Source organism: Fictibacillus sp. WQ 8-8 (genome assembly GCF_024494405.1).
Taxonomy (GTDB): domain Bacteria; phylum Bacillota; class Bacilli; order Bacillales; family Fictibacillaceae; genus Fictibacillus_C; species Fictibacillus_C marinisediminis.
The window spans coordinates 69,692-91,583 of sequence record NZ_JAMXKG010000012.1 but is presented as its reverse complement, the minus strand read 5'-3'; the positions used below and the strand labels follow the sequence as shown (position 1 = coordinate 91,583).

Sequence of the window (21,892 nt, the reverse complement as noted above, 5' to 3'; positions counted from 1 at the left end):
TTCTTCACATCTCGCTTTCATAGTAGGTTAGCAGTTCGTCACATATTGATTCCCATTTCTCTGCCATTTCCAGGGAAATCTCCCGTCCGCTTTTAATCCGTATTTTGTTTTTCAGCTGACGAAGCTTAATGATCGCTTTTTGATTATTCTCGGAAAAGTATTCATCCATTACCATCTCAGCCTTTTCTGCTAAATCGGTCTTTGTTTCTGTCTTAAGATCTGCAGTATAAATAGAGTGATACAACTCATAGGTTAAATAGGATCTTTTTGTTTGTTCATAGGCTCTCTCGGCTCGATTTTCGTCGTAATGCATAATCTCACCAATAATGGCGGCAGAGATAGAGGAAAATGCCCAGGAGCTATTATCTGCAAAATCACCATTCTCTACAGAGAATCCTTCTGGCTGCAGACCATCAAAACCAGCATAAGTCCAGAAATTGTTGACAGGGCGGGCTTCATAAAAACGAAAGGAGAGCCGGGCATTCTTCTTGCCGCTTAAATACGGAGTAAGATCAACGTGAATGGTATTCCACTGCAAATCCGTCAGAATTTCGGCTGTGTCCTGTTCCCACACCACCTGGCTATCGATCAGCAATTGTTTTTTATGGTAACCCATCGCATTGGGGCCATGATCCATTGTCTGGAATGTTAACGAGTATTGATCAGATTTTCGGTCCACACGGATGTTCTGTGAAGCTTCCTCATAATCTCCGGCTGTGGTAGGTGCACCTGCTCCAACAAAAAAGTTAAGATACCCAGTATCATTAAAGGCCTTGTCGTCTATTGGTTCAGGTTCAAAGTTCTTTTTAAGAACATACGTAGTGACCCCTTTAATTTTGCCTGTTTTCAAGTTATCCAAGGCAATTTGCACGACTTCTCTTACGTAGTTTGCTGAAGGGTTTGCCGGGGTAAGGGAAAGCTGTGAAGCATACAGCATCCAATAAAGCGGAAGGTCATAGGAACTTAATAGGTTGTAAGCGGTATCAATTTGCTGTTGAGCAGATTCATAGACTTGCGTATTTCGATAGATTCCATCTCTGAAAGCCAATATGACGCCATCAATATAAGCACCTCTTGTTTGTAAAAAGCTTTCGTTCAAGGAGTCGGTATACATTTGCGGAGTAAACATGAGTTTTGGGTTAATGGCCTCAGAAGTTTGTTTCATTTGTGCCATATATTGAGGTGTGTAAGTAGACAGGTTGTGGTTGAAATCATCAATGGCCCATCCTATAAGATTAGGGAAGTCAAGGGAGAGTTGGGCAATAGCTTTTGACCATGCAATGTAATCGGTGGTGTAAGGATAAGATTTTCGAACGCCGGTAGATTCAGAGGGAGGTACGAGATAGACAACAATATTGATATTGGCATCACGGGCTGCAGGCAAAAACTCATTCTTTAAATCGTCCCAATCCGTTTTCTCATGCCAAACGAGGTAGTAGTACGTATTGATATGAAGTTCTTTCAGTTTTTGAATGGATCTCGGGGTATCAATGTGGTAAATCCCATCAGAGCGAGGGGATGTTTCCCTGACAACACCAGCATAATCAGCTAAAATCTCACCGGGTTGTACGTCGGTCTGAGCCGCCGCTCTTGGAAGAGGAGCCCAACCTGTCAGCAGGCTGTACATCAAGATGGAAGACAAGAGTACGATCACACTCATTTTTCTTTTCATAGTAATCCTCCTTTTTCAGGCAATTTTCTTTGTAGCTTTCTCTGTAGCTTAACGTTATCAAAAAAAGACACGTCTATAAAATGTCTATTAATAGTTTAGGAAAAAATTAGGAAGTTAGTCATGCTTCAAGAAAGGAGCTTTAAGATGTTTATTTCTAAAATAGAAGTTTTTCCTTTAACATTACCCATGCTTCAGGACTTTAGGATTTCAGGTGGTTCAGTAGGTGATATGCAAGCAGGTGCTCCACATGTTTATGTAAAAATTACGGATAAGGATGGAATAAGCGGGTGGGGGGAGGCACGGCCCAGCCATCGATGGAGCTATGAAACGATCGAATCAGTTACCACCACCATCAACACCTATTTCATTCCGGCTCTCATAGGGAAAAGGATTGACGACATTTCTTATGTGCACCAAGTGATGAACCAGGAAATTAAGAGTGGATTGACTGTTGGCCAACCGATTGCCAAAGCTGCGATCGATACAGCGCTGCATGATTTAATCGGACAAAGGAATAAAAAAACCATTGGAGAATTATGGATGGGTTCAACGAATTCAACGATCAGCCTGTCTTATCTTATTAGTACAAGAGACGTGAATGAAGCGGTTCAAAAAGCCACAGAAGCTAACAGAAAAGGGTACAAGGGGCTGGATGTTAAGATCGGATTTGATCCTGATCACGATATCCATTTGGCAGAAGCGGTAAGGGAAGCTGCTCCCGGCCTATTTTTCCGGGTTGATGCGAACCAGGGCTATACTGTGGCACAAGCCATCTATGTTGCAAGGAAACTTGAGAATTTAGGAGTGGATGTATTCGAACAGCCGCTTAGTGCAAATAATCTCTTAGGACACGCGGAAATTCGAAGGAAAGTGCACATTCCTATTGCACTTGATGAAAGCATTTGGAGTTCAGGTGATTTACTACAGGCGATTCGGATGGAAGCATGTGATACGGCTGTCATTAAGCTGACTAAAATGGCAGGTTTGTACCGTGCAAAAATTTGCGGGGAAATTGCAAAGGAAGCGGGGCTGGCTTTACTCGGAGGGGGCTTGACCGAATCTACACTTGGTCTGGCAGCGAGTGCCCATCTTTTTAATTACTTGCAAATATCAGCACCAGTAGATTTAAATGGACCTTTTTTTCTTGCAGATGATCCTGTTTCGGAGGGGCCTGTACGGGAAGAAGGAACCGTATACCTTGGTGATCGGTACGGGATAGGCTGTAAGGTTAGTAGTGAAAAGCTTCAAAACTATACAGTGGAATAGAGTCTATTCCACTGCTTCTCTTATTTTTTTTAAATGGTCGGCAACAAAAGACAGCCGGTAAATTTGGCGGGGACGGCCTTTTGATGAGATTTTTTCTTCTCCCACCACGTCTACCAAACCTGCATCTATCCATTGTCCAAGGATTCGGTGGGAACTTCGGATGGTAATACCGAGGATGGAAGCGAGTTCCTGAGCAGTGTAGTTAGCTTTTTTGTACCGGGCGACTTGTGCCATCAATTTGCTCATATAAGCAGCCGACATTCCAGCCTTTTCTGCTTCCTCAAGAAGTTTGTCATCCGTTATGGAAAGGTCATAGATCATCGGATGGGTAATTTCTACTGGCCCGATCACACTGAGATCCTCCCTGACGATATAGCAGGCTTTTCCGCCAAATTCCTTGCACTGTCGGAGTGCCACTCTCGCATGGTTTCCCGCATCGGTGGCTGTTCGGCCAAAGCCGATTCCAACACTTAAGGAAATGCCCAACAGTTTATCAGCCTCATCCAGGACAGGCAAATATTTATAACCTCTTGTTTCTCTTTCAAAGATGCCTCTTGTAGTGAAAAATAAATATTCTCCTCCGCCGAGGCTTGTTAAGTGGCCGTCGAGAAGTTTCACGTAATCGAGCAGCAGCCGGTGTAAATCAAGTTTCAGCTTTTGAACCTCATGTTCTGATGGATAGCTGTCCACCATCTTGCGAAACTGATCAATGTTTACTAAACCAACGACAATTTGAGATTCTTTGTTTCTCCTTGTACGGGTGGCTAATAACGCCCGCTCCAACGATACGATTAAATCCTGATGGGTAGGGGTGACCCATTCATTTGGTATTCCGAGAGCGGTAAGTTTTTCGGAAACAGCTTCAATACCTGTCAACACGGAAGAGCCTGGCCTGTTGTCAAAATGTGATAAATGAAAATTCACCATTTCTTCCGTCGTAGCCAACGGACTTCCTTCAAATATATGCAGGACTGTGTTCTTTTCGTTAAGCTCAGTTAAAATTTGATTCACATACTGGTTAGGAACCGAATCGATGGTCAGCATCCTTAAACCATACAGGCTTTTACTTCGAAACAAAGAACGATACAAACCTGTTCCCATAAGAGGTACGTAATGGACGGGAATATGAAAATGAAGCTGCTCTTTTACCTTCCTGAACAAGTGATATTCGAGGAAAAGCAATACCTCTACGTTCGCTAGTAAGTCTTTTGTGAGATCCAGTACTTCACTTTCTTCTTCATAACTGCGCAAAAGTGGTATGAAAGATGGAAAAGAGTGCAGCGCTTCACGGGCTCTTTCAATTAAAGCTGAAGGGCCGATCACACCAATAGCAACACCATTTTCCGTTTCCTCGGGAGAATGAGACGCCATACGATTTACTTACCTCCAAAAATCAGACATGTTGAACCTATTATAGCTGAAGGAAATTAAGAAAAAAAGACATTTTATAGACTTGTCTTTAAATAAACTTTGCCATTATAATGAGATTGATTATTCAGAAAATTTCAGGAGGAGGCTACATCATCAAAATGCTGAAAATTGGAATGATTGGTCTTGATACCACTCACTGTCCAGCTTTTACCGATCTTTTAAATAATGAGAAAAATCCTCATTATATCAAGGGGGGTAAGATTGTGGCTGCTTATCCGGGGGGCTCGCCGGATTTTGAACTAAGCATTTCGCGGGTAGGATCGATTACACGGCAGCTGGAAGAAAACTACAAAGTGAAAATGACCGGGAGTCCAGAAGAAGTAGCGGAACAAACAGATGCAATTTTATTAACTTCAGTAGACGGAAGAGTCCACCTTGAACAATTTAAAAGAATTGTTCGTTATGGAAAACCGATTTATATTGATAAACCTTTAGCCTGTACGTCTGCTGATGCCCGTCAGATTTTTGAGCTGGCACAGCAGTACCACGTGCCAGTCAGCAGCAGCTCATCGTTGAGATTTTCTGAAGAACTTCAGCAAGCCGCCATGGATAAAAGTTCGATCATCGGGGCAGATACATACGGTCCCATGAAAATTGAACCTCCGTTGCCCGGCCTCTTTTGGTATGGGATTCATTCGGTAGAGATGCTGTTTACCGTCATGGGAGCAGGGTGCGAACAAGCAAGCTGCACCGTAAATAATGATCACGATGTCATCGTTGGCAAGTGGGCGGATGGAAGAATAGGAACGGTTAGAGGCAATCGTACAGGAAATAATCAATTTGGCGCTTTGGTCCACCGAAGTTCAGGTACGGCATTTGTGGATTGCCAAAAAGGTACAAAGCCGCATTACGCGAGCTTGCTTGAAGAAGTAATGAAAATGTTTTTAACCGGAGAACCTCCGGTTGGCATGGAAGAATCCATGGAATTAATCCGCTTTATCGAAGCGGCGAATGAAAGCCGGCAGACTGGTAAAACGGTTCAGCTCGGAGAAAGGATGGCCCGCCATTGAGGATGGCAAGGGTAGGTGTGTACCTGGATAAAGAACGCGCCATCCATAATTGGGGAAGAGGCGAAAACGTTTTTGAATGTTATTTTAGTTCTTTATTTCAGTATGCGGGAATCCCATTCACACCAATAGAAGAAACAAAACAACTACATCACTTTGACATTGTTGTGCTGGCATTGCCGCCACTAAAGCTTGAGGAGACAGAGGATCTATGGGATTACATCCACTCGGGAGGCTCTGTTATTTCCTTTGGCACATTAGGGGAGTTTGCCCGACGCATGGGCTTGAAAGAGTACCTAATAGATGGTGGTTATGGCGTTTACAATCAGCAATTTTTACGTTTTTTTCACGCATTTCCTTGGACTGCATCACCCTCTTTGTTTCATTGCCAAAAGTCCGGAGAAATCAAATCAGGTTCTACAGAAGGACGAAGTACTGGCGCCTTGCTTGAGAAATGGGACATAGGAAAAGGCATCCTTCATCGCTGGACGGTGGATATCATTGGAGCCATTGTCGGGATGCAGCAGGGAAGAGAACCTGTAACAAAAGATGGGCCGCCAGCTCCGGATGGCACGGCTAATTTAGATGATGGGCTGTTAAAGGCAGACGATGGGTTTGCAATGGATTGGGAGATGGATCGTTTGCGAACCTCTACTGGCCAGCCATATTTTTCTGTTCCTTATGCTGATTTATGGAAAGAAGCTATGATTTCTCATTTGATGAAAACCGTCCTTGATCAGGGATTGACACTGCCTTTTCTTGATTATTGGCCAGATGGCATAGAGCAGTTAGCCATGGTCTCTCATGATAGTGATGTAAATGACGATGAATCTGCGTATACCACTCTAGCTATTTTAGAAGAATGTGATATTCATAGCACCTGGTGCATGATGGAGCCGGGATACAGCCCTGCTATATATCCTGTTATCCGTCAGAAAGGCCATGAAATTGCACTTCACTACAATGCCAGGAAAGAGGACGGTGGTTTTTGGAGTGAATTGGAAATGAAAAGACAGTTAGACTGGCTCCATATAGTGAGCGGTGAAGAGCCAATTGTCTCCAATAAGAACCATTACACGATTTTTCAAAACTGGGGAGAACTATTTGAATGGTGTGAAAGTATCGGCATCCAGTCGGATCAAACGAGAGGCCCTAGTAAAAAAGGGAATGTTGGCTTTTTGTTTGGCACATGCCACCCCTATTTTCCTATTGCATGGGCAGATAAACAAAACCGTATCTATGACGTATTAGAAATAGGATTTTTAACACAGGACGTGGATTTATCAAGACTAGCAGATACGTCCATCATTGAGCCGTTTTTAACAAAGGCGAAGGAGGTGCGAGGTGTTGCCCACTTTTTATTTCATCAGATCCATCTTTACAGGGAACCAACGGTGAAGGAGGCACTGAAACAAGTGGTACGTCAGGCAAAAGAGATGGGTTACCATTTTTGGACCGGAGACCAGATCAACGAGTGGGTAAGGCGCCGTACCAGGATGAAGATTCAAGGAATAATGCCAGAAGGAGAAGTGGAATATACGAACGGATGCTTAGGTGCAGTCATTTGCATTCCGGTAAAACAAAAAGATAACAGTGGTACTTATATCGAACGATTCGGAGTTTACTGCAAAAAGCAGAAAGTGGAAGCAGGAACTGAAGAAATGGTGCTTCCTGGGAAGGAGACGAAGTTCCATGAGTGAAAAACTGGCTGTTCACGGCGGCAGGAAAGTGAAGGATACGCCGTTTGGAACGGGTAAACGATTTGGATTAGAAGAGGCAAAGGAACTAGTGGAGGCATTGGAACAAAATACGCTTTTTTATCATAACGGAGAAAAAGTAAAAACGTTTCTCAAGACGTTTAATGAAATGTACGGGATTTCCTACAGTGTGGCAGTTTCATCTGGTACTGCAGCTATCCATACAGCACTGGGTGCAGCTGGGATTACTGTAGGTGATGAAGTCATTACGAGCCCCATCACCGATCAAGGGACTTTAATTGGAATTCTTTATCAAAATGCCATCCCTGTTTTTGCTGATCTAAATCCTCACACGTATAATATGGACCCAAAATCCATTGAAGCGTGCATAACACCCAGGACAAAAGCGATTTTAGTCGTTCATTTAGCAGGCAATCCTGCAGATATGAATGAGATCATGGCTCTTGCAAAAAAGTACCGGTTAAAAGTGATTGAAGACTGTGCACAGAGCTATCTTGCTTCGTACAAAGGAAGGCTGGCAGGTACCATTGGTAATTATGGCTGTTTCAGCACAAATGATTTTAAGCATATCAGCACAGGTGATGGCGGTATGGTAACCGTAAATTCTGCTGATGAGCAGGATTATAAATTGACTCATGCTTTTGCTGACAAGAATTATTTAAGACTGGGTGGCATTGTAAATAGAGATCTTTCTTACCTTGCTCCCAACTACAGAATGACGGAACTACAAGGAGCCGTTGGAATCGCACAGCTGAAAAAGCTTCCTGGGATTTGTTCCATCCGAACAGCATATGGAAACAAGATTACAGCAGGAATTCAAGAGCTAGATGGTATTCATCCACATAAAGTAGATGCTGGCAATGTTTGCACCTATTGGTTCTATATGTTCCGTATTGAACCTTCCAAATTTCATTGCACTAGGGATGAATTTGCGGCTGCCTTGAAAGAAGAAGGAATTCCCGCATCAGCAGGCTATATTCCTGAAGTGGTCTACAAAAGCGGATTATTTCAAAAGCGTTCAGCTTATCAAAACAGTACCTTTCCTTTTGACGTGACTGGTGCTGCCTATGAAGGGGTATTGTGCCCTGAAGCTGAAAACATACTGAAAACCGCCATACGGCTTCCTGTCAATGAGTTTTATACAATGACAGATATCGAAGCAATGATTGCGGCCATTCAGAAAGTAGCGCGTTTTTACCAAAAACAAAAAGTTGCCGGTACGTTATAGAAAGGAGAATCACATGGATAAGCTCGCCATACATGGAGGCGTTCCCGTCAGGAACAAACCCTATCCCATCTGGCCCATTAGTGAAGAGGAAGAAAAACGGCTGCTGTACGAAGTGATAGACTCAGGAAAATGGGGAGGTTCAGGAGGAGCAAATCTAGCAGGTTATGAAGCAAAACTTCCTATTTTCGAGAACAAGTTTGCAAGTTTTCAAGATGCTGGTTACGGCGTCAGTGTTGTAAATGGAACCGTTGCTATCACCGTTGCTTTGCAGGCAGCGGGAGTAAAGCCATACGATGAAGTAATCATGCCCCCTTATACTTTTATAGCTACAGCAACGGCCCCGTTAATGTTTGGAGCGATACCTGTGTTCGTGGATGTAGAAGAAGATAGCATGCTTCTCGACCCAGAGAAGGTGGAGGAAGCCATCACCCCAAGGACAAAAGCCATTATTGCGGTTCATATCGGAGGGACGGTAGCAGATTTGGACCGGTTAAGCGCTGTCGCGAGGAAACATGGGATTGCATTGATTGAGGATGCAGCCCAGGCGGTAGGATCTCAATGGAAAGGAAAAGGAGTAGGAGCCATTGGCGATATTGGCACGTTCAGTTTTCAATCAAGCAAAAATTTAACAGCTGGTGAAGGAGGAATGATCGTTTCAAACAACCGTACTCTAGCTGACAAGGCATGGTCTTTGTGCAACGTAGGAAGGAGTCGTGACGGTGCTTGGTACCAGCACGACACGATAGGATGGAATCTACGTCTTACTGAATTTCAGGCAGCAGTATTGCTCGGACAGATGCAGCGGCTTGAAGAACAGGTGGAACGGCGCAATCGCAATGCGATTCTTTTGGATCAGTTGCTCAAAGACATTGACGGGATACAATTGTTTAGAGACGATTTACGGGTGACCCGTAACGGTTATCACCTCTATATGTTTTATCTGGAAGAAGAGTTCGCCAGGTCTTTTCATAAAGCTGAGTTCATGAAACGGCTTTCTGCAGAAGGAATTCCATGTGCAAGCGGATATACGTCTCTTACGAAATACGACGCCATACAGAATTCAATTGAGGAATGGACAGGAGAAAGAAGGATACAGACTTGCCCCGTTGCTGAACGAATGGGTGACCAGCAGGTTTTGTGGATCACCCAAACCGTGCTGCTGGGAGATGAAGAAGGGATTTATGATGCGGCAAAGGCCGTTAAAAAAGTCGCTCAGTCGCATCTTCCCGTCATGGGAGGAGGATGACAATGAAAGTGTCATTTCTGGGTGAGTTGGAGACATTGCAAGAAGGAATTGAAAAAATTGCTCCACTGCTTGGCATTGAGATATGTGAAGATGGACTTCCCATTCATGTAGTAAAATCTTCAAACTCGCATCTAGATGTTCAGCTGGAAAATGGCCAAGGTTTGATTGTTTACCACGATAAAATACATTTTTTCCGGGCGCTGGGATTATTTGTGGAAGCAACGCGTGAAAAAGAAATGTTCCACATAACAGAACAGCCCTATTTTGATATGAATGGGGCAATGTTTGACTGTTCCCGAAACGCTGTCATGAAAACCGAAACGGCCAAAACTTTTCTTCGTTATATGGCCATTATGGGCTTAAATGTCATGATGCTGTATACAGAAGACACGTATACGATTGATGATGATCCGTATTTTGGCTATATGCGCGGACGATATAGTAATGAGGAGCTTCAAGAAATTGATGATTACGCCTACTCTTTAGGAATCGAAGTGATTCCCTGCATACAGACGTTAGCCCATTTATCAACGTATTTAAAATGGTCTCACACTTCAGCGATCAGAGACACGGAAGACGTCTTGCTGGTCGGGAATCAAAACACATATGAGTTCATAGAAAAAATGATTGTATCAGCTTCATCTCCTTTTAGAAGTAAGCGAATCCATATTGGAATGGACGAAGCACATGGACTAGGCAGGGGAAACTACCTTGACCAGAAGGGGAAAAAAAACCGTTATTCCTTAATGACTCAACATTTAAAGCTAGTCGAAGATATCCTGAAAAAGTATAAATTGCGTCCCATGATTTGGAGTGATATGTACTTTCGAGTATGGTCTGAAACGGATGCCTATTATGATTTAAATATTGAAATCCCTGAAGAAGAGACAAAACAAGTCTCTAAACAAGTACAAATGGTGTATTGGGATTATTACAATGAGGAAGAAGGCTTTTATGAGCAGTATATTGACAAACATGCTGCTTTCGGAAGTCTCCCGATTTTTGCAGGAGGAATCTGGACCTGGCATGGTCCTACGATTCATTATGAAAAGACGTTTCATACAAGCAATCCTGCCTTGGCTGTATGCAAAAGAAAAGGCGTGAGAGAGGTTTTTGCGACATTGTGGGGTGATAATGGCGCGGAAAGCAATTTCTTTTTTGCCCTTTTAGGTTTGCAGTTATTTGCGGAACATGGGTATAACAGCATTGTTGACGAACACAAGCTGAAAAAGCGGTTTGAATTCTGCACGGGTGGAAATTATGAGGCATTTTTAACGATGGGAAAGTTAGATGTGCATCCTCAAGCTAACATACATGCCCTGATTCCCGACAGTCCCGCAAAGTACCTGCTGTGGCAGGATATTTTACTCGGATTGTTCGATAAAAATATAGATGGCCTCGGATTTTCACACCATTTTCAAGACATTAAAGACGAACTGCAAAGATATTTGGGGACATCTTCTCCTTGGAAATCTCTTTACTCGTTCATGATGAAGCTGTGTACGGTACTAAGCATTAAGAGTGAATTAGGATTAAAAATAAGTGAATTTTACCATGGAAACAGGAAGGAAGAACTAAAGGAAATAGCTATAAAAGAATTGAACCTTTTAGAAGAAGCCGTTAAGGAGCTTCATATGATCCATCGAAGACAATGGTTTACAAATAACAAACCATTTGGATGGGAAATCCTTGATATTCGTTATGGCGGACTGCTGGCAAGGATAGAGACAGTACGGGATCGGCTTATGTCTTTTATTGATGGACGAATTGATACACTGGATGAAATGGAGGAGGAAAAGCTATTTTATGATTCATTTTCCCGTGACTCAAAGAAAGGGGTAGGGAAGGAAATTAAATATCAGCGGATTGTTTCTGCCAATCCTTTGTAAATGTTGAAAAATCATATATTTAAAGACAGTTAAAAGACTTGTCTATAAATAAAGTGGTCATTATAATGAAGTCAAGTTTATGAAAACCTTTACAAAAATGCTTTCATAAACCTGGTTAAATCAAATTTGATGGTTGGGGAGGGGCTTACGTGAAAAGGAAAAAACTGGCGTTTCTATTTTTGGTCTTTCTACTTGCATTTATTCCCTTGTTAGCTTGTTCAAACGAGGAAAAAGCATCAAGTGACAGCAAAAACGGAGAAAAGGTGGAACTTGAATTTTGGACGATTAATTTAAAGAAGAATTTTAATGATTATATTCAGGGTATGATCAATGATTACGAGAAGGCCAATCCGAATATCAAGATTAAATGGGTAGATGTTCCGGGTGCCGATGCGTCCAAAAAGTTTTTGACATCCTTACAAAGCAGGAAAGTGCCGGATGTGGTCAATCTGGCCAGCAGTGATATCTCCATGATTCAGCAGTACAATGTTCTGTCCCCGCTTAATAAACTTATCTCCAAAGATGAATTGAATGCGTATATTCCTGGATTGATTGACAGCTTAACATTCCAGGATGAACTTCAAGGGCTTCCGTGGTACTATGGCGGACCTCCAATTGGCACCATTAATACAGAAGTGTATAAAAAGGCAGGATTAGATCCCAACAATCCACCAAAAACATGGGAAGAAAGCTTGGAAAACGGAAAAATGATTCATGAGAAACTTCCAAAAGTATATGGTTCCAATGACTTGCCGGGTATTGAAGTTTTTGTGAGCCAAGGGCTTCCCATCCTTAATGATGATCATACAAAAGCGGTATTTAATTCAGACGAACACGTGAAATTTGTACAAATGTTTGTAGACGGCTACAAGAATGGAGCAATTGCTCCCGGGGCGGTAACGAAGGATGACCGTCAGCTTCAGCAAACCTATGAAAATAAGCAGCAGGCACAGGCTGGGCAGTCCGTAGCAGCCACCTTACTCAATCTGGAAAAAAATGCTCCTAATGAAATTAAGAAGATCAAAGTGACAAAACCTGTAACCGGAGGAGATGGAACCGTAGCTGTTAAAGCCATTCAAACCTTTGTCGTACCAAAGAAATCAGAGCATCCTAAAGAAGCCGCTAAGTTTGCTCTTTTTGTTACTAACGCAAAGAATCAATTGGATTTTGCCAAACTTGTTCCTATATTCCCATCGACTACTGAAACATTGGAAGACCCGTTTTTTAAAGAATCAAAGGGGAAGACCATTCATGATGAAGCAAGGAAAATTATGGTGGAAACAGCTCCGCATTTAAAGGTTAATATTTTAGGGATCAAAGATGAGGAAAAGTTAAGAGACTATTTTACTGAACAAATCCGTGCTGCCTTGATGGGTGAACAATCGGCAAAAGAAGCACTGGATAAATCGGTAGACTATTGGAATCAAGCACTAAAGAATCAAAAATAACGTTTAGTACCTAAAAAGAGCAGCGGAGGGTTTCCCGTCCGCTGCTACTGTTTGATTGAAAGGAGTGGTAAAATGGCCGTCCACCAAGTAGAAACAAATATTCACCAAACGGTCAAAGCTTCAGTTAAACAAAAGAAAAAGAAAAAATTCAACTATGTTCCTTATGTTTTCCTGCTGCCGGCAATTGTGCTCCTCCTCGTTTTTGAATATGTGCCGACTCTGAACGCTTTCTATTATTCTTTTACCGAATATCATATTTTATCTCCTGCTGAATGGACGGGGCTTAAAAACTACAAAATGATGATGGAGGACGAAAAATTTTGGATTGCACTGGGCAACTCCATGAAATACTTTGTTATAACCGTCCCTATGCTGGTCATCCTCCCTTTATTTTTGGCCATACTTGTAAACCGTTCGATTAAAGGAATCACTCTCTTCCGTGTTATTTTTTATCTCCCTGTTGTAACAGCGATGGTGGCTGTAGCCATCGTGTGGAAATATTTATATCATCCAACCGGTTTAATTAATGCAGCCCTTCATGGAATAGGATGGGATCATGCAGACATAAATTGGCTGTTGAATAAAAATACAGCACTTCCGGCGGTTTCTATGCTGGAAGCTTGGAAGGCGGCGGGCTTTTATATGCTGATTTATTTAGCTGGCTTGCAGACGGTTTCCAAGGAGTTGATCGAAGCGGCAAAAATTGACGGGGCTTCAAAAATCCGAATTCTTTGGCATGTATACTTACCCCAGCTAAGGCCTGTTTTTGCTGTCACAGTTGTTATGGCCACACTCGGAACGGTTCAAATGTTTACGAGCATCTACGTAATGACAGGTGGAGGCCCACTGGACAGTACAATGTCTCTACCTCTTTATATCTATCAAAAAGCGTTTGTTGAATTTGATATGGGCTACGCTACTGCTATGGGAATGGTATTGTGGCTGATCCTTATGGTCCTGACCATCTTCAATTACAAGCTTTCAAGAGGGGGGCAATCCATACAATGATGAATAGACAAAAAACAAATTGGAAGAAAGTTAGTAAACTTACTCTCTTGTATTTGCTGTTAATTGGGGTAGCCTGCATCTTCATAGGACCATTTTTATGGCTTTTATCTACTGCATTCAAGTCGAACAGCCAGGATGTTTTCAGTTTTCCGCCAAGTTTTATTCCAAAACCCGCTGTCTTTGACCATTTTATTGAAGCGTGGACGGCTATTCCTTTTCCGCGTTATCTGTTAAATTCATTTCTATTAATCATCATCATGGTTCCTGCCCACATTTTTTTAACTGCCCTAACGGCTTATCCTTTGGCCCGAATGAATTTCCCGGGAAGAAATTTTATCTTTTATGCCATTATCGCAACTATGTTTCTCCCTGAAGAGGGGAAATTGGTACCCTTGTATATCATTGTGGAAAAGCTGGGATTGGTAGATTCATGGTGGGGACTTATTTTACCAGGTCTAGTAGGAGGTTTTTCTATCTTTTTAATGAGGCAGGCCTATTTGGCAATTCCCAAAGAAATTGAGGAAGCTGCGATTATCGATGGCTGTGGTCCTTTTCGTGTGTGGTGGAGTATCATACTGCCATTAACAAGACCGACGCTTGCCGCCTTAAGTGTTTTTGCATTTATTTCTGTTTGGAATTCATTCATGTGGCCGCTCATCATATTAAAAGATGACAGTTTGTTCCCGATTTCCTTGGGGCTTGCTTACTTATCCGGAACGTTTGGTACGGATGTAAAAACAATGGCTGCTGGAGTTGTTATTTCCCTTGTTCCCGTTATTATTTTTTACATTGCCATGCAGCGTCATTTTGTAAGCGGGCTGCAAGGATCGATTAAAGGCTAAGGAGCATTGGTAACCTATGAGAACATTAGCATGGAAAAAAAAACCGTTGAGGATTGTTGATTTTATTCCACCCGGGCCTGAAGTTTATGAAAGGCTTGACCTTCAAGAGCAGTTTCTCATTCGAAAAAGCCTGGGCTTTAATTGTGAACACGTAGAAGTACATGATATTGCTGAAGGAGAGTCCGGCATAACGTTCTATCCATCTGATTGTGCTGTAGAAGTTAGAAAAAATATTTTGGAACAAATAGAATCCCAGTATGACAAGCTGGAAATTAACCCTATTGTATACTTCAATGTTCACTGGCTTTCATCCTCGCTTGCTGTGCAGCATCCTGACTATCAGCAGGTTTTTCCGGATGGTGAGCCCATACCAAGTGCTTATGGATCTGGGGCATATTCTTGCATAAATTCCCCTTTTCGCGAGTATGCCTTTCAAGTCATAAGAAATCTGTCAGCTTATAAAATAAAAGGGATTTTCCTGGATGGTCCCTTTTTTCGTATTGAAGGATGCTATTGCAGAAGCTGTAAACATGATTTCCAAAAGGCTTTTCATTATGAACTTCCTGTGTGGGAAAAAGCAACGCCTCAAGAAAGAAAGGATTTATTTCGTTTTAAAAGGGAGTCCATTGCCCTTTTTATGAAACAAGCAAGCCGTTTATTAAAAAGCAAAAAACCGGATGCCATGATTTACATGAACAGCCCTCAACTGGTCCCAACCATTTATTGCAGCCGGGATAACCGGCTTACCGTTGAACATCAAGATATGCTCTTAGCCGAAGGAGGATTTTTAAGTGATGATCTGAGACAGGTCCCGATCTGGAAACCTGCTGCCACAGCTCAACTGCTTGAAACCCAGTCTGCTGGCAAACCTTATTGTGTAGCGATTGCCGGCCGGCTTGCCCCCTGGTCCCGTTATTTATTATCGGCAGCTGAAACATGGCTGACTCATGCAATGGCTGTTTCTCACGGTGCCAATACGTGGTATGGAGTTTACAATGACAATAATCTTGACCCAAGAATGCAAACGGTGAGGGAAATCAATACCTTTCTTGAAGAGAATGAAGGGTGTTATACCGATACAAAATCAATGGCATCTGTTGCTTTAATGTGGTCTTATGATACCGCCAATTTTTATCAATCTTCCGCAGAAGAAACCGATTTTACAGCTGGCCAGGACAAAATGAGAGATCCTGACAAGAGCGATGCCCGAGGTTCCTTTATGGGTTGGTATGATGTTTTATCAAGAAGCAGGATACCGTTTGATATTGTAGACAATGCATCGATAACAGATGGTTCACTTGCAAAGTATGAACTTTTAATTTTGCCCAATGTGAGTGTCATGAACGAGGAAGAGGCCAACCGTATCAAAGCTTATGTTAATAGAGGAGGGAAGGTCATAGGATCATTTGATACTTCTCTTTATCAGGAAGATGGGCAGAAAAGGAATCAGCCTTTGTTAGCAGAAGTGTTTGGCATAACGTTACGTGCTATTCGCCACTGCCAATACGATCATATTGAATGTGATTCACGTCATGATTTGCTTACATCCATTGACCAGCAGTTAATTCCAGCTGCACGGTTAGGAACTGAAGTTGCTAGCAATCATGGTGCAGAAAGCGTGATGTTCTACCGGGAAAAACAGATTTCGAGATATTGTGAGCTTCCGCGAAAAACATCGCACCCCTATGTCGTTAAAAATGGCTATGGATTGGGAGAAAGCATTTACTTTGCCGGAAATGTAGGCAAATTTTATGAAGCGTATGCTCTTCCGGAATACAGGAAGCTGATGGAGAATGCGGTGAAGTCACTGGTGGAAATTCCAATCCACGTCGGTTCGGTACAAAATACAGAATCCATTCATGTATCCTTGAGAAATCAAGGGGAGAACCGCATTCTTATTCATGTAATCAATTACACAGCTTCGATGACGAGACCGATTACTGAAGTACTGCCTTTACCAGATTTGACGATAAACATCCGATTACCAAAAGAGGTTGATTCTATTACATTTTTACGAAGCAAAAAAAGCGCAGACTTTGTCCAGCACGGAGGATGGGCAAGGATCCAACTGCCGACAATTAAAGAATATGAAGTCGTGGACATTTGTTTATTGTCAACGTAAGGAACTGGTTTTGAAAATTAGGGACATTAAAAAGACTTGTCTTAAAAAGGAGAGATGAAAGAGACCTATGAATACAATAGCGGAATTAGAAAAAAAGCTTTCGGAACCATCCCCAAGATTAATTGAAGATATAAGAAGCATTTCCGGTGACATTATCATTCTTGGGGCAGGCGGGAAAATGGGGCCAACTTTGGCAAAAATGGCAAGAAGGGCTGCAGATAAAGCGGGGCTTTCAAAAAGAATCATTGCTGTATCCCGCTTCAGCAGCCACCCAGCCCGAATAGAACTAGAGCAAGAAGGAGTAGAAACTATCGCTGCGGATTTATTGGATCCTCATCAGCTGAATCAACTCCCAGAAGCTGAAAATGTTATCCATATGGCTGGATTTAAATTTGGAACGGTCGGCAATGAGGCGTATACATGGGCTATGAATACTTACTTGCCAGCATGTGTGGCCCAAAAATTCAAAGGAGCAAATATTGTCAATTTCTCGTCTGGAAATGTATATCCCCTGACACCTGTATCAAAAGGTGGGGCCACAGAAACCCATCCAACTGGCCCAATAGGGGAATACGCTCAATCCTGCTTGGGGAGAGAACGTATTTTTGAATATTTTGCTCACCTGCATCAAATCAAAATCGTCCATTTCCGATTAAATTATGCCATTGATTTACGGTATGGCGTGCTGCTGGATGTGGCAAGGCAAGTAAAAGAAAGAAAACCCATTGATTTAAATATGGGGCATGTAAATGTCGTATGGCAGGGAGATGCCAACGAAATGGCCATCCGAAGTTTAAGATTGGCAGACTCTCCGCCATTGATTATAAATGTAACAGGTCCAGAAACCATCTCTATCCGCTGGCTTGCCAGACAGTTTGGAAATCTGCTGCAAAAGGAACCCGTTTTTCTAAATGAAGAAAAAGAAACAGCGTTATTAAGCAATGCATCAAAAGCTCATCAATTATTGGGTTATCCCAATGTGCCGCTTCAGCAGATGATTGAATGGGTTGCCCGGTGGGTCGAAAAAGACGGAATAATGATTAACAAGCCGACTCATTTTCAGCAACGGGAAGGAGCTTTTTAAATGAATGCACAGCTTTGCCCAGAAAAGCATAAAGCTCTTTTATCGGGTATGGTAATACCCGCCCACCCCTTAGCCCTTACTTCTTCCCGGCAACTGGATAGAGAACGCCAAAAAAGATTAACAAGGTATTATATTGCATCAGGTGCCGGTGGTCTTGCAGTAGGAGTGCATACTACCCAGTTTGAAATTCGCGATCAGCCAAAAATGTTTGAAGAGGTCTTGAGATTAGCGATAGAGGAAGCAGCTGACGCAAGCCTTAACCGGCCGTTTGTTATGGTTGCGGGAATTTGCGGACCAACAGATCAAGCGTTAAAAGAGGCAAGGCTGGCAAGAGAGCTTGGCTACGATTTAGGTTTGGTCAGCATGGGTGGGCTGTCTGACTGGACAGAACAACAGCTTTTTGAACGAATGGAAGCCATCTCTTCCATAATTCCGGTCTTTGGTTTTTATTTGCAGCCTTCTGTTGGCGGGAGAATCCTAAGTTATGAGTTTTGGAAAAGAATAGCGAACCTGTCAAATGTGATGGCAATCAAGATTGCTCCGTTCAATCGTTATCAAACAATAGACGTAGTAAGAGCAGTCTGTGAATCAGGAAGAACAGATGAAATAGCGCTTTATACCGGGAATGACGACAATATTGTAGCTGATTTACTCACGCCTTACCGTTTTGTTATCGATGGCCGATTGGTTGAGAAAAGAATTGTCGGAGGACTGCTTGGTCATTGGGCAGTCTGGACCAAGAAAGCAGTGGAACTATTGGAGGACATAAAAAAAAGGCTGCAGAATGCTCCGAACGCAGTAAGTTATGATGACTTATTGCAACGGAATATAGAAATAACGGATGCTAATGCTGTAATTTTTGATGCTGCCCATCAGTTTTCTGGATGTATTCCTGGCATCCATGAAATACTTCGAAGGCAAGGAATGCTGGAAGGAAGATGGTGTTTAAATCAAAAGGAAGATTTATCACCGGGACAAATGGAGGAAATTAATCGGCTCTATCATCAATATCCCCACTTAAATGACGATGATTTTGTGAAAAAGAACCGCTTTAAAAGGAAAATCAATGATGTAAAGGAGGATACCAATGCCGTTAGTTAGCTCAAAGGAAATGGTGAATGATGCCTATCGAAACCATTATGCGATCGGAGCATTTCCCGCTCATAACTTGGAAATGATTCGAGCCATTACTGAAGCTGCTGATGATTTGAACGTACCGATAATTTTACAATCCACTCCTGCAACCATTTATTATATGGGAATGGATCATATGGTAAGCATGGTTAAAACCGCAGCTGACGGTGTCAGTGTTCCAGTATCCCTCCACCTGGATCATGGAGAAAGCATAAGAACCGTACATCAATGTGTGCGTGGAGGCTATACTTCCATAATGTTTGATGGTTCTCTCCTCCCATTTGAAGAGAACATCGATTTGGTTAAACAAGTAGTTAGTGTTTGCCACGATGTAAATGTACCAGTAGAAGCAGAATTGGGTGCTATCGGAAAGGCAGACGATGAATCACAAGACATGGAATATTATACAGACCCTTCCATGGCAGAGGAGTTTGTGTATAGAACGAAGATTGACTTTTTAGCTGCAGCATTTGGTACAGCTCATGGTCAGTATAAAAAGGCGCCAAGGCTGGATTTTGACCGTGTAAAAAAAATCTCGGAACAAACCGGAGTTCCTATCGTCATGCATGGTGCGTCCGGAGTTCCGGATGAAGACCTAAAACGGGCGATAGGCTGTGGCGTAAGTAAAGTGAATTTCTCAACAGAGTTAAAGCAGGCTTTTTTTAAAGAGCTGTCCCATTTTTTACATGAAAATCCTCTTCAGAATGATCCGCGTAAGGTTTTCGTGACATCAAGAGAAGCTGTAAAATCCATCGTGAAAGAAAAACTATTGCTGCTGAAGTCCATTCCAAAAACCGTACAATGACAAATCAGAACTTTGTTACGACAGTTACCCTAAATGCTGCTATTGATATTACTTATAAACTTTCCAGCTTCAGAACCGGCCACATACACCGGGTAGGAACATGTCACAAAGAACCGGGAGGCAAGGGTATCAATGTGGCAAAAGTATTAAAAGCTTTCCATGTTCCTGTCATTGCCACTGGGTTTGCTGGGGGCAATAACGGAAAGAGCATATGCAACATGCTGGATCTCTCTGCAGTGAAACATGATTTTGAACCTGCAGCAGGTGAATCCCGACTGTGTATGACGATATTGGATGAAGAGGCAGGGAGCCAAACAGAACTATTGGAGAAAGGACCTGTCATTTCAGAGGAAGAATATGGCGGGTTTCGCCGCCGCCTGCAGCAGCTTGCAAAGATAAGTGAATTTGTTGTTTTTTCGGGCAGTCTTCCTTCTGGTTTGCCTTCATACACCTACGAGGATTTGGTAGGTATCGTTCAACTTTTAGGCGCAAAGGCGGTCGTGGATACAAGCGGTGAGTCCTTAAAGGAAGCAATTAAAGCTAAGCCTTTTATGATCAAGCCGAATTTTCAGGAGCTTATAGAGATGACAAACCGAACAACTTGGTCAGAGGATAATATTTTTGATTGGATCATACACTGCCAAAATCTAGGTATCTCTTATCCTTTTGTATCGATGGGGGAAAACGGATTGTTTGCCGTCATCCATGGTGAGAGATGGAAAGTGGTGCCTCCTAAATTACAAGCAGTAAATACGGTCGGCTGCGGAGATACACTCATTGCCGCTCTCATTGCAAAAATGATAGAAGGTAAAAAAACAGCCGAAGTATTGCGAGCTGCTGCAGCTGCTGCAGCTGCTAATGCCATGGAAGAAAGAGCTGGAGTTATATCGCTGGAAAGATGGAACGAATTGAAAAAAAGTGTAACCATCTTACGTAATGGAAAGGAGTACTATTCATGAGTAGCTCATTTACGTTTCAAGAAATCCATTCACAGGCAGCAACATTGGAAACAACCCAAAAATTTATGTTGGATCTTTCAATAAAGAAACCTGAAAATAAATGTGTTCACTTGTTTATTGGATGCGGAACCTCTTATTATCTTGCCATTTCTGCTTCTCGTTTTTTTCAAGAAACAACAGGAATGGCTGCTCAAGCGGTTCCAGCTTCGGAAGTTTTTTTACATCCTCAACAGACATTTGCACAAGATTGCCATTATAAACTAATCGCTATTTCCCGATCTGGAACAACATCAGAAGTTCTGCACGCATTAAAATCGGTAAAAGGAAATAAGAAAATTGCAACCCTTGCTGTGACTTGCCATGCCGATTCCGAAATTACTCAATTAAGTGGAGAATCTATCATATTGAATCACGTACAAGAAAAAAGTGTTGTCATGACTCAATCGTTCACGAACATGCTGTACGCACTACAGCTATATTCTGCCCGACTGGCTCAGCTTGAGCTGCATGATTTACTGCTTGTTCCCCAAATAGTAAAAGAGACGTTGAAGGATACAGAAATGATGCGTGAGATTGCTGAGACTGAGCAGAATCAACGGTTTATTTTTCTTGGAACGGGAAGCTCTTTTGGATTAGCGGAAGAAGGCTGCCTCAAATTAAAAGAGATGACACAAACCGAATGTGAGGCCTATTCTGCCCTTGAATTTAGGCATGGTCCCATCTCAATGGTAGATGAAAAGACCGTTGTATTATTGTTATCAACCGGTGACCTGCCAAGAAAAATAGAAGAATCGCTGCTTCTCGATGTTCAGTCATTCGGTGGGCGGACAGTCCTGATTGGAAACCAGCATGAACGATTAGGAGCAGACCTTGTTATTACCGTTCCATGCAGTTCCAATTGTAAAGCAGCATTACTGTGTCTAATGCCTTATTTACAAATGTTAGCCTATTATCGGGCAACTGCGCTAGGATTAAGCCCCGACCATCCTAGAAATCTTAATCAGGTGGTTAAGATTAGCTTTTCTTCATAGGA

17 protein-coding genes are annotated in these 21,892 nt (G+C 42.4%); 15 read left to right on the top strand and 2 right to left on the bottom strand.

What is annotated here, in order from left to right; all coding sequences use genetic code 11:
- Positions 1–4 precede the first annotated feature (4 nt).
- On the bottom strand, positions 5–1,672 hold the full coding sequence (locus M1K46_RS20305; protein WP_256227480.1) for a hypothetical protein: 1,668 nt from the start codon (positions 1,670–1,672) through the stop codon (positions 5–7).
- A gap of 144 nt (positions 1,673–1,816) precedes the next feature.
- Here M1K46_RS20305 and M1K46_RS20300 point away from each other — a divergent pair, with 144 nt between their 5' ends.
- A complete protein-coding gene (locus M1K46_RS20300; RefSeq protein WP_256227479.1) occupies positions 1,817–2,938 on the top strand; it encodes a mandelate racemase/muconate lactonizing enzyme family protein in 1,122 nt (373 codons plus the stop codon).
- Between the two features lie 3 nt (positions 2,939–2,941).
- Here the strand turns inward: M1K46_RS20300 and M1K46_RS20295 are convergent, their stop codons facing one another.
- On the bottom strand, positions 2,942–4,309 hold the full coding sequence (locus tag M1K46_RS20295; RefSeq protein WP_091005084.1) for a GTP cyclohydrolase IIa: 1,368 nt from the start codon (positions 4,307–4,309) through the stop codon (positions 2,942–2,944).
- Between the two features lie 158 nt (positions 4,310–4,467).
- Between M1K46_RS20295 and M1K46_RS20290 the strand changes: the two genes are divergently transcribed.
- The 14 genes from M1K46_RS20290 (at position 4,468) to M1K46_RS20225 (ending at position 21,890) form a co-directional block, all read left to right on the top strand.
- On the top strand, positions 4,468–5,379 hold the full coding sequence (locus M1K46_RS20290; RefSeq protein ID WP_256227478.1) for a Gfo/Idh/MocA family protein: 912 nt from the start codon (positions 4,468–4,470) through the stop codon (positions 5,377–5,379).
- Complete coding sequence (locus M1K46_RS20285; RefSeq protein ID WP_256227477.1) at positions 5,376–7,076, top strand: hypothetical protein; 1,701 nt, start codon at positions 5,376–5,378, stop codon at positions 7,074–7,076. The genes M1K46_RS20290 and M1K46_RS20285 overlap by 4 nt, the downstream gene beginning before the upstream one ends.
- Complete coding sequence (locus M1K46_RS20280) at positions 7,069–8,322, top strand: DegT/DnrJ/EryC1/StrS family aminotransferase (protein WP_256227476.1); 1,254 nt, start codon at positions 7,069–7,071, stop codon at positions 8,320–8,322. Before M1K46_RS20285 ends, M1K46_RS20280 begins: the two co-directional genes overlap by 8 nt.
- Before the next feature lie 13 nt (positions 8,323–8,335).
- The gene (locus tag M1K46_RS20275; RefSeq protein WP_256227475.1) at positions 8,336–9,568 is read left to right on the top strand and encodes a DegT/DnrJ/EryC1/StrS family aminotransferase; all 1,233 of its coding nucleotides are present in this window, start codon (positions 8,336–8,338) and stop codon (positions 9,566–9,568) included.
- A 2-nt stretch (positions 9,569–9,570) separates the two neighbouring features.
- Positions 9,571–11,457: a beta-N-acetylhexosaminidase gene (locus M1K46_RS20270; protein WP_256227474.1), complete on the top strand. Its 1,887-nt coding sequence runs from the start codon at positions 9,571–9,573 to the stop codon at positions 11,455–11,457.
- A 149-nt stretch (positions 11,458–11,606) separates the two neighbouring features.
- A complete protein-coding gene (locus M1K46_RS20265) occupies positions 11,607–12,905 on the top strand; it encodes an ABC transporter substrate-binding protein (protein ID WP_256227473.1) in 1,299 nt (432 codons plus the stop codon).
- Between the two features lie 72 nt (positions 12,906–12,977).
- The gene (locus M1K46_RS20260; protein WP_256227472.1) at positions 12,978–13,913 is read left to right on the top strand and encodes a carbohydrate ABC transporter permease; all 936 of its coding nucleotides are present in this window, start codon (positions 12,978–12,980) and stop codon (positions 13,911–13,913) included.
- Positions 13,910–14,755, top strand: coding sequence for a carbohydrate ABC transporter permease (locus M1K46_RS20255; RefSeq protein ID WP_256227471.1), 846 nt, complete (start codon positions 13,910–13,912; stop codon positions 14,753–14,755). Before M1K46_RS20260 ends, M1K46_RS20255 begins: the two co-directional genes overlap by 4 nt.
- A 16-nt stretch (positions 14,756–14,771) precedes the next feature.
- On the top strand, positions 14,772–16,877 hold the full coding sequence (locus tag M1K46_RS20250) for a beta-galactosidase trimerization domain-containing protein (RefSeq protein ID WP_256227470.1): 2,106 nt from the start codon (positions 14,772–14,774) through the stop codon (positions 16,875–16,877).
- Positions 16,878–16,944: 67 nt separating this feature from the next.
- A complete protein-coding gene (locus M1K46_RS20245; RefSeq protein WP_256227469.1) occupies positions 16,945–17,961 on the top strand; it encodes an NAD-dependent epimerase/dehydratase family protein in 1,017 nt (338 codons plus the stop codon).
- On the top strand, positions 17,962–19,062 hold the full coding sequence (locus M1K46_RS20240; protein WP_256227468.1) for a dihydrodipicolinate synthase family protein: 1,101 nt from the start codon (positions 17,962–17,964) through the stop codon (positions 19,060–19,062).
- Entirely contained in the window at positions 19,049–19,900 is an 852-nt protein-coding gene (locus M1K46_RS20235) for a class II fructose-bisphosphate aldolase (protein ID WP_256227467.1), read from the top strand. Before M1K46_RS20240 ends, M1K46_RS20235 begins: the two co-directional genes overlap by 14 nt.
- Positions 19,897–20,859 carry a 1-phosphofructokinase family hexose kinase gene (locus tag M1K46_RS20230; RefSeq protein ID WP_256227466.1) on the top strand — a complete coding sequence of 321 codons (963 nt, stop codon included), beginning with the start codon at positions 19,897–19,899 and terminating at the stop codon, positions 20,857–20,859. Before M1K46_RS20235 ends, M1K46_RS20230 begins: the two co-directional genes overlap by 4 nt.
- Positions 20,856–21,890, top strand: coding sequence for an SIS domain-containing protein (locus M1K46_RS20225; RefSeq protein ID WP_256227465.1), 1,035 nt, complete (start codon positions 20,856–20,858; stop codon positions 21,888–21,890). Before M1K46_RS20230 ends, M1K46_RS20225 begins: the two co-directional genes overlap by 4 nt.
- The last annotated feature ends 2 nt before the right edge of the window (positions 21,891–21,892 follow it).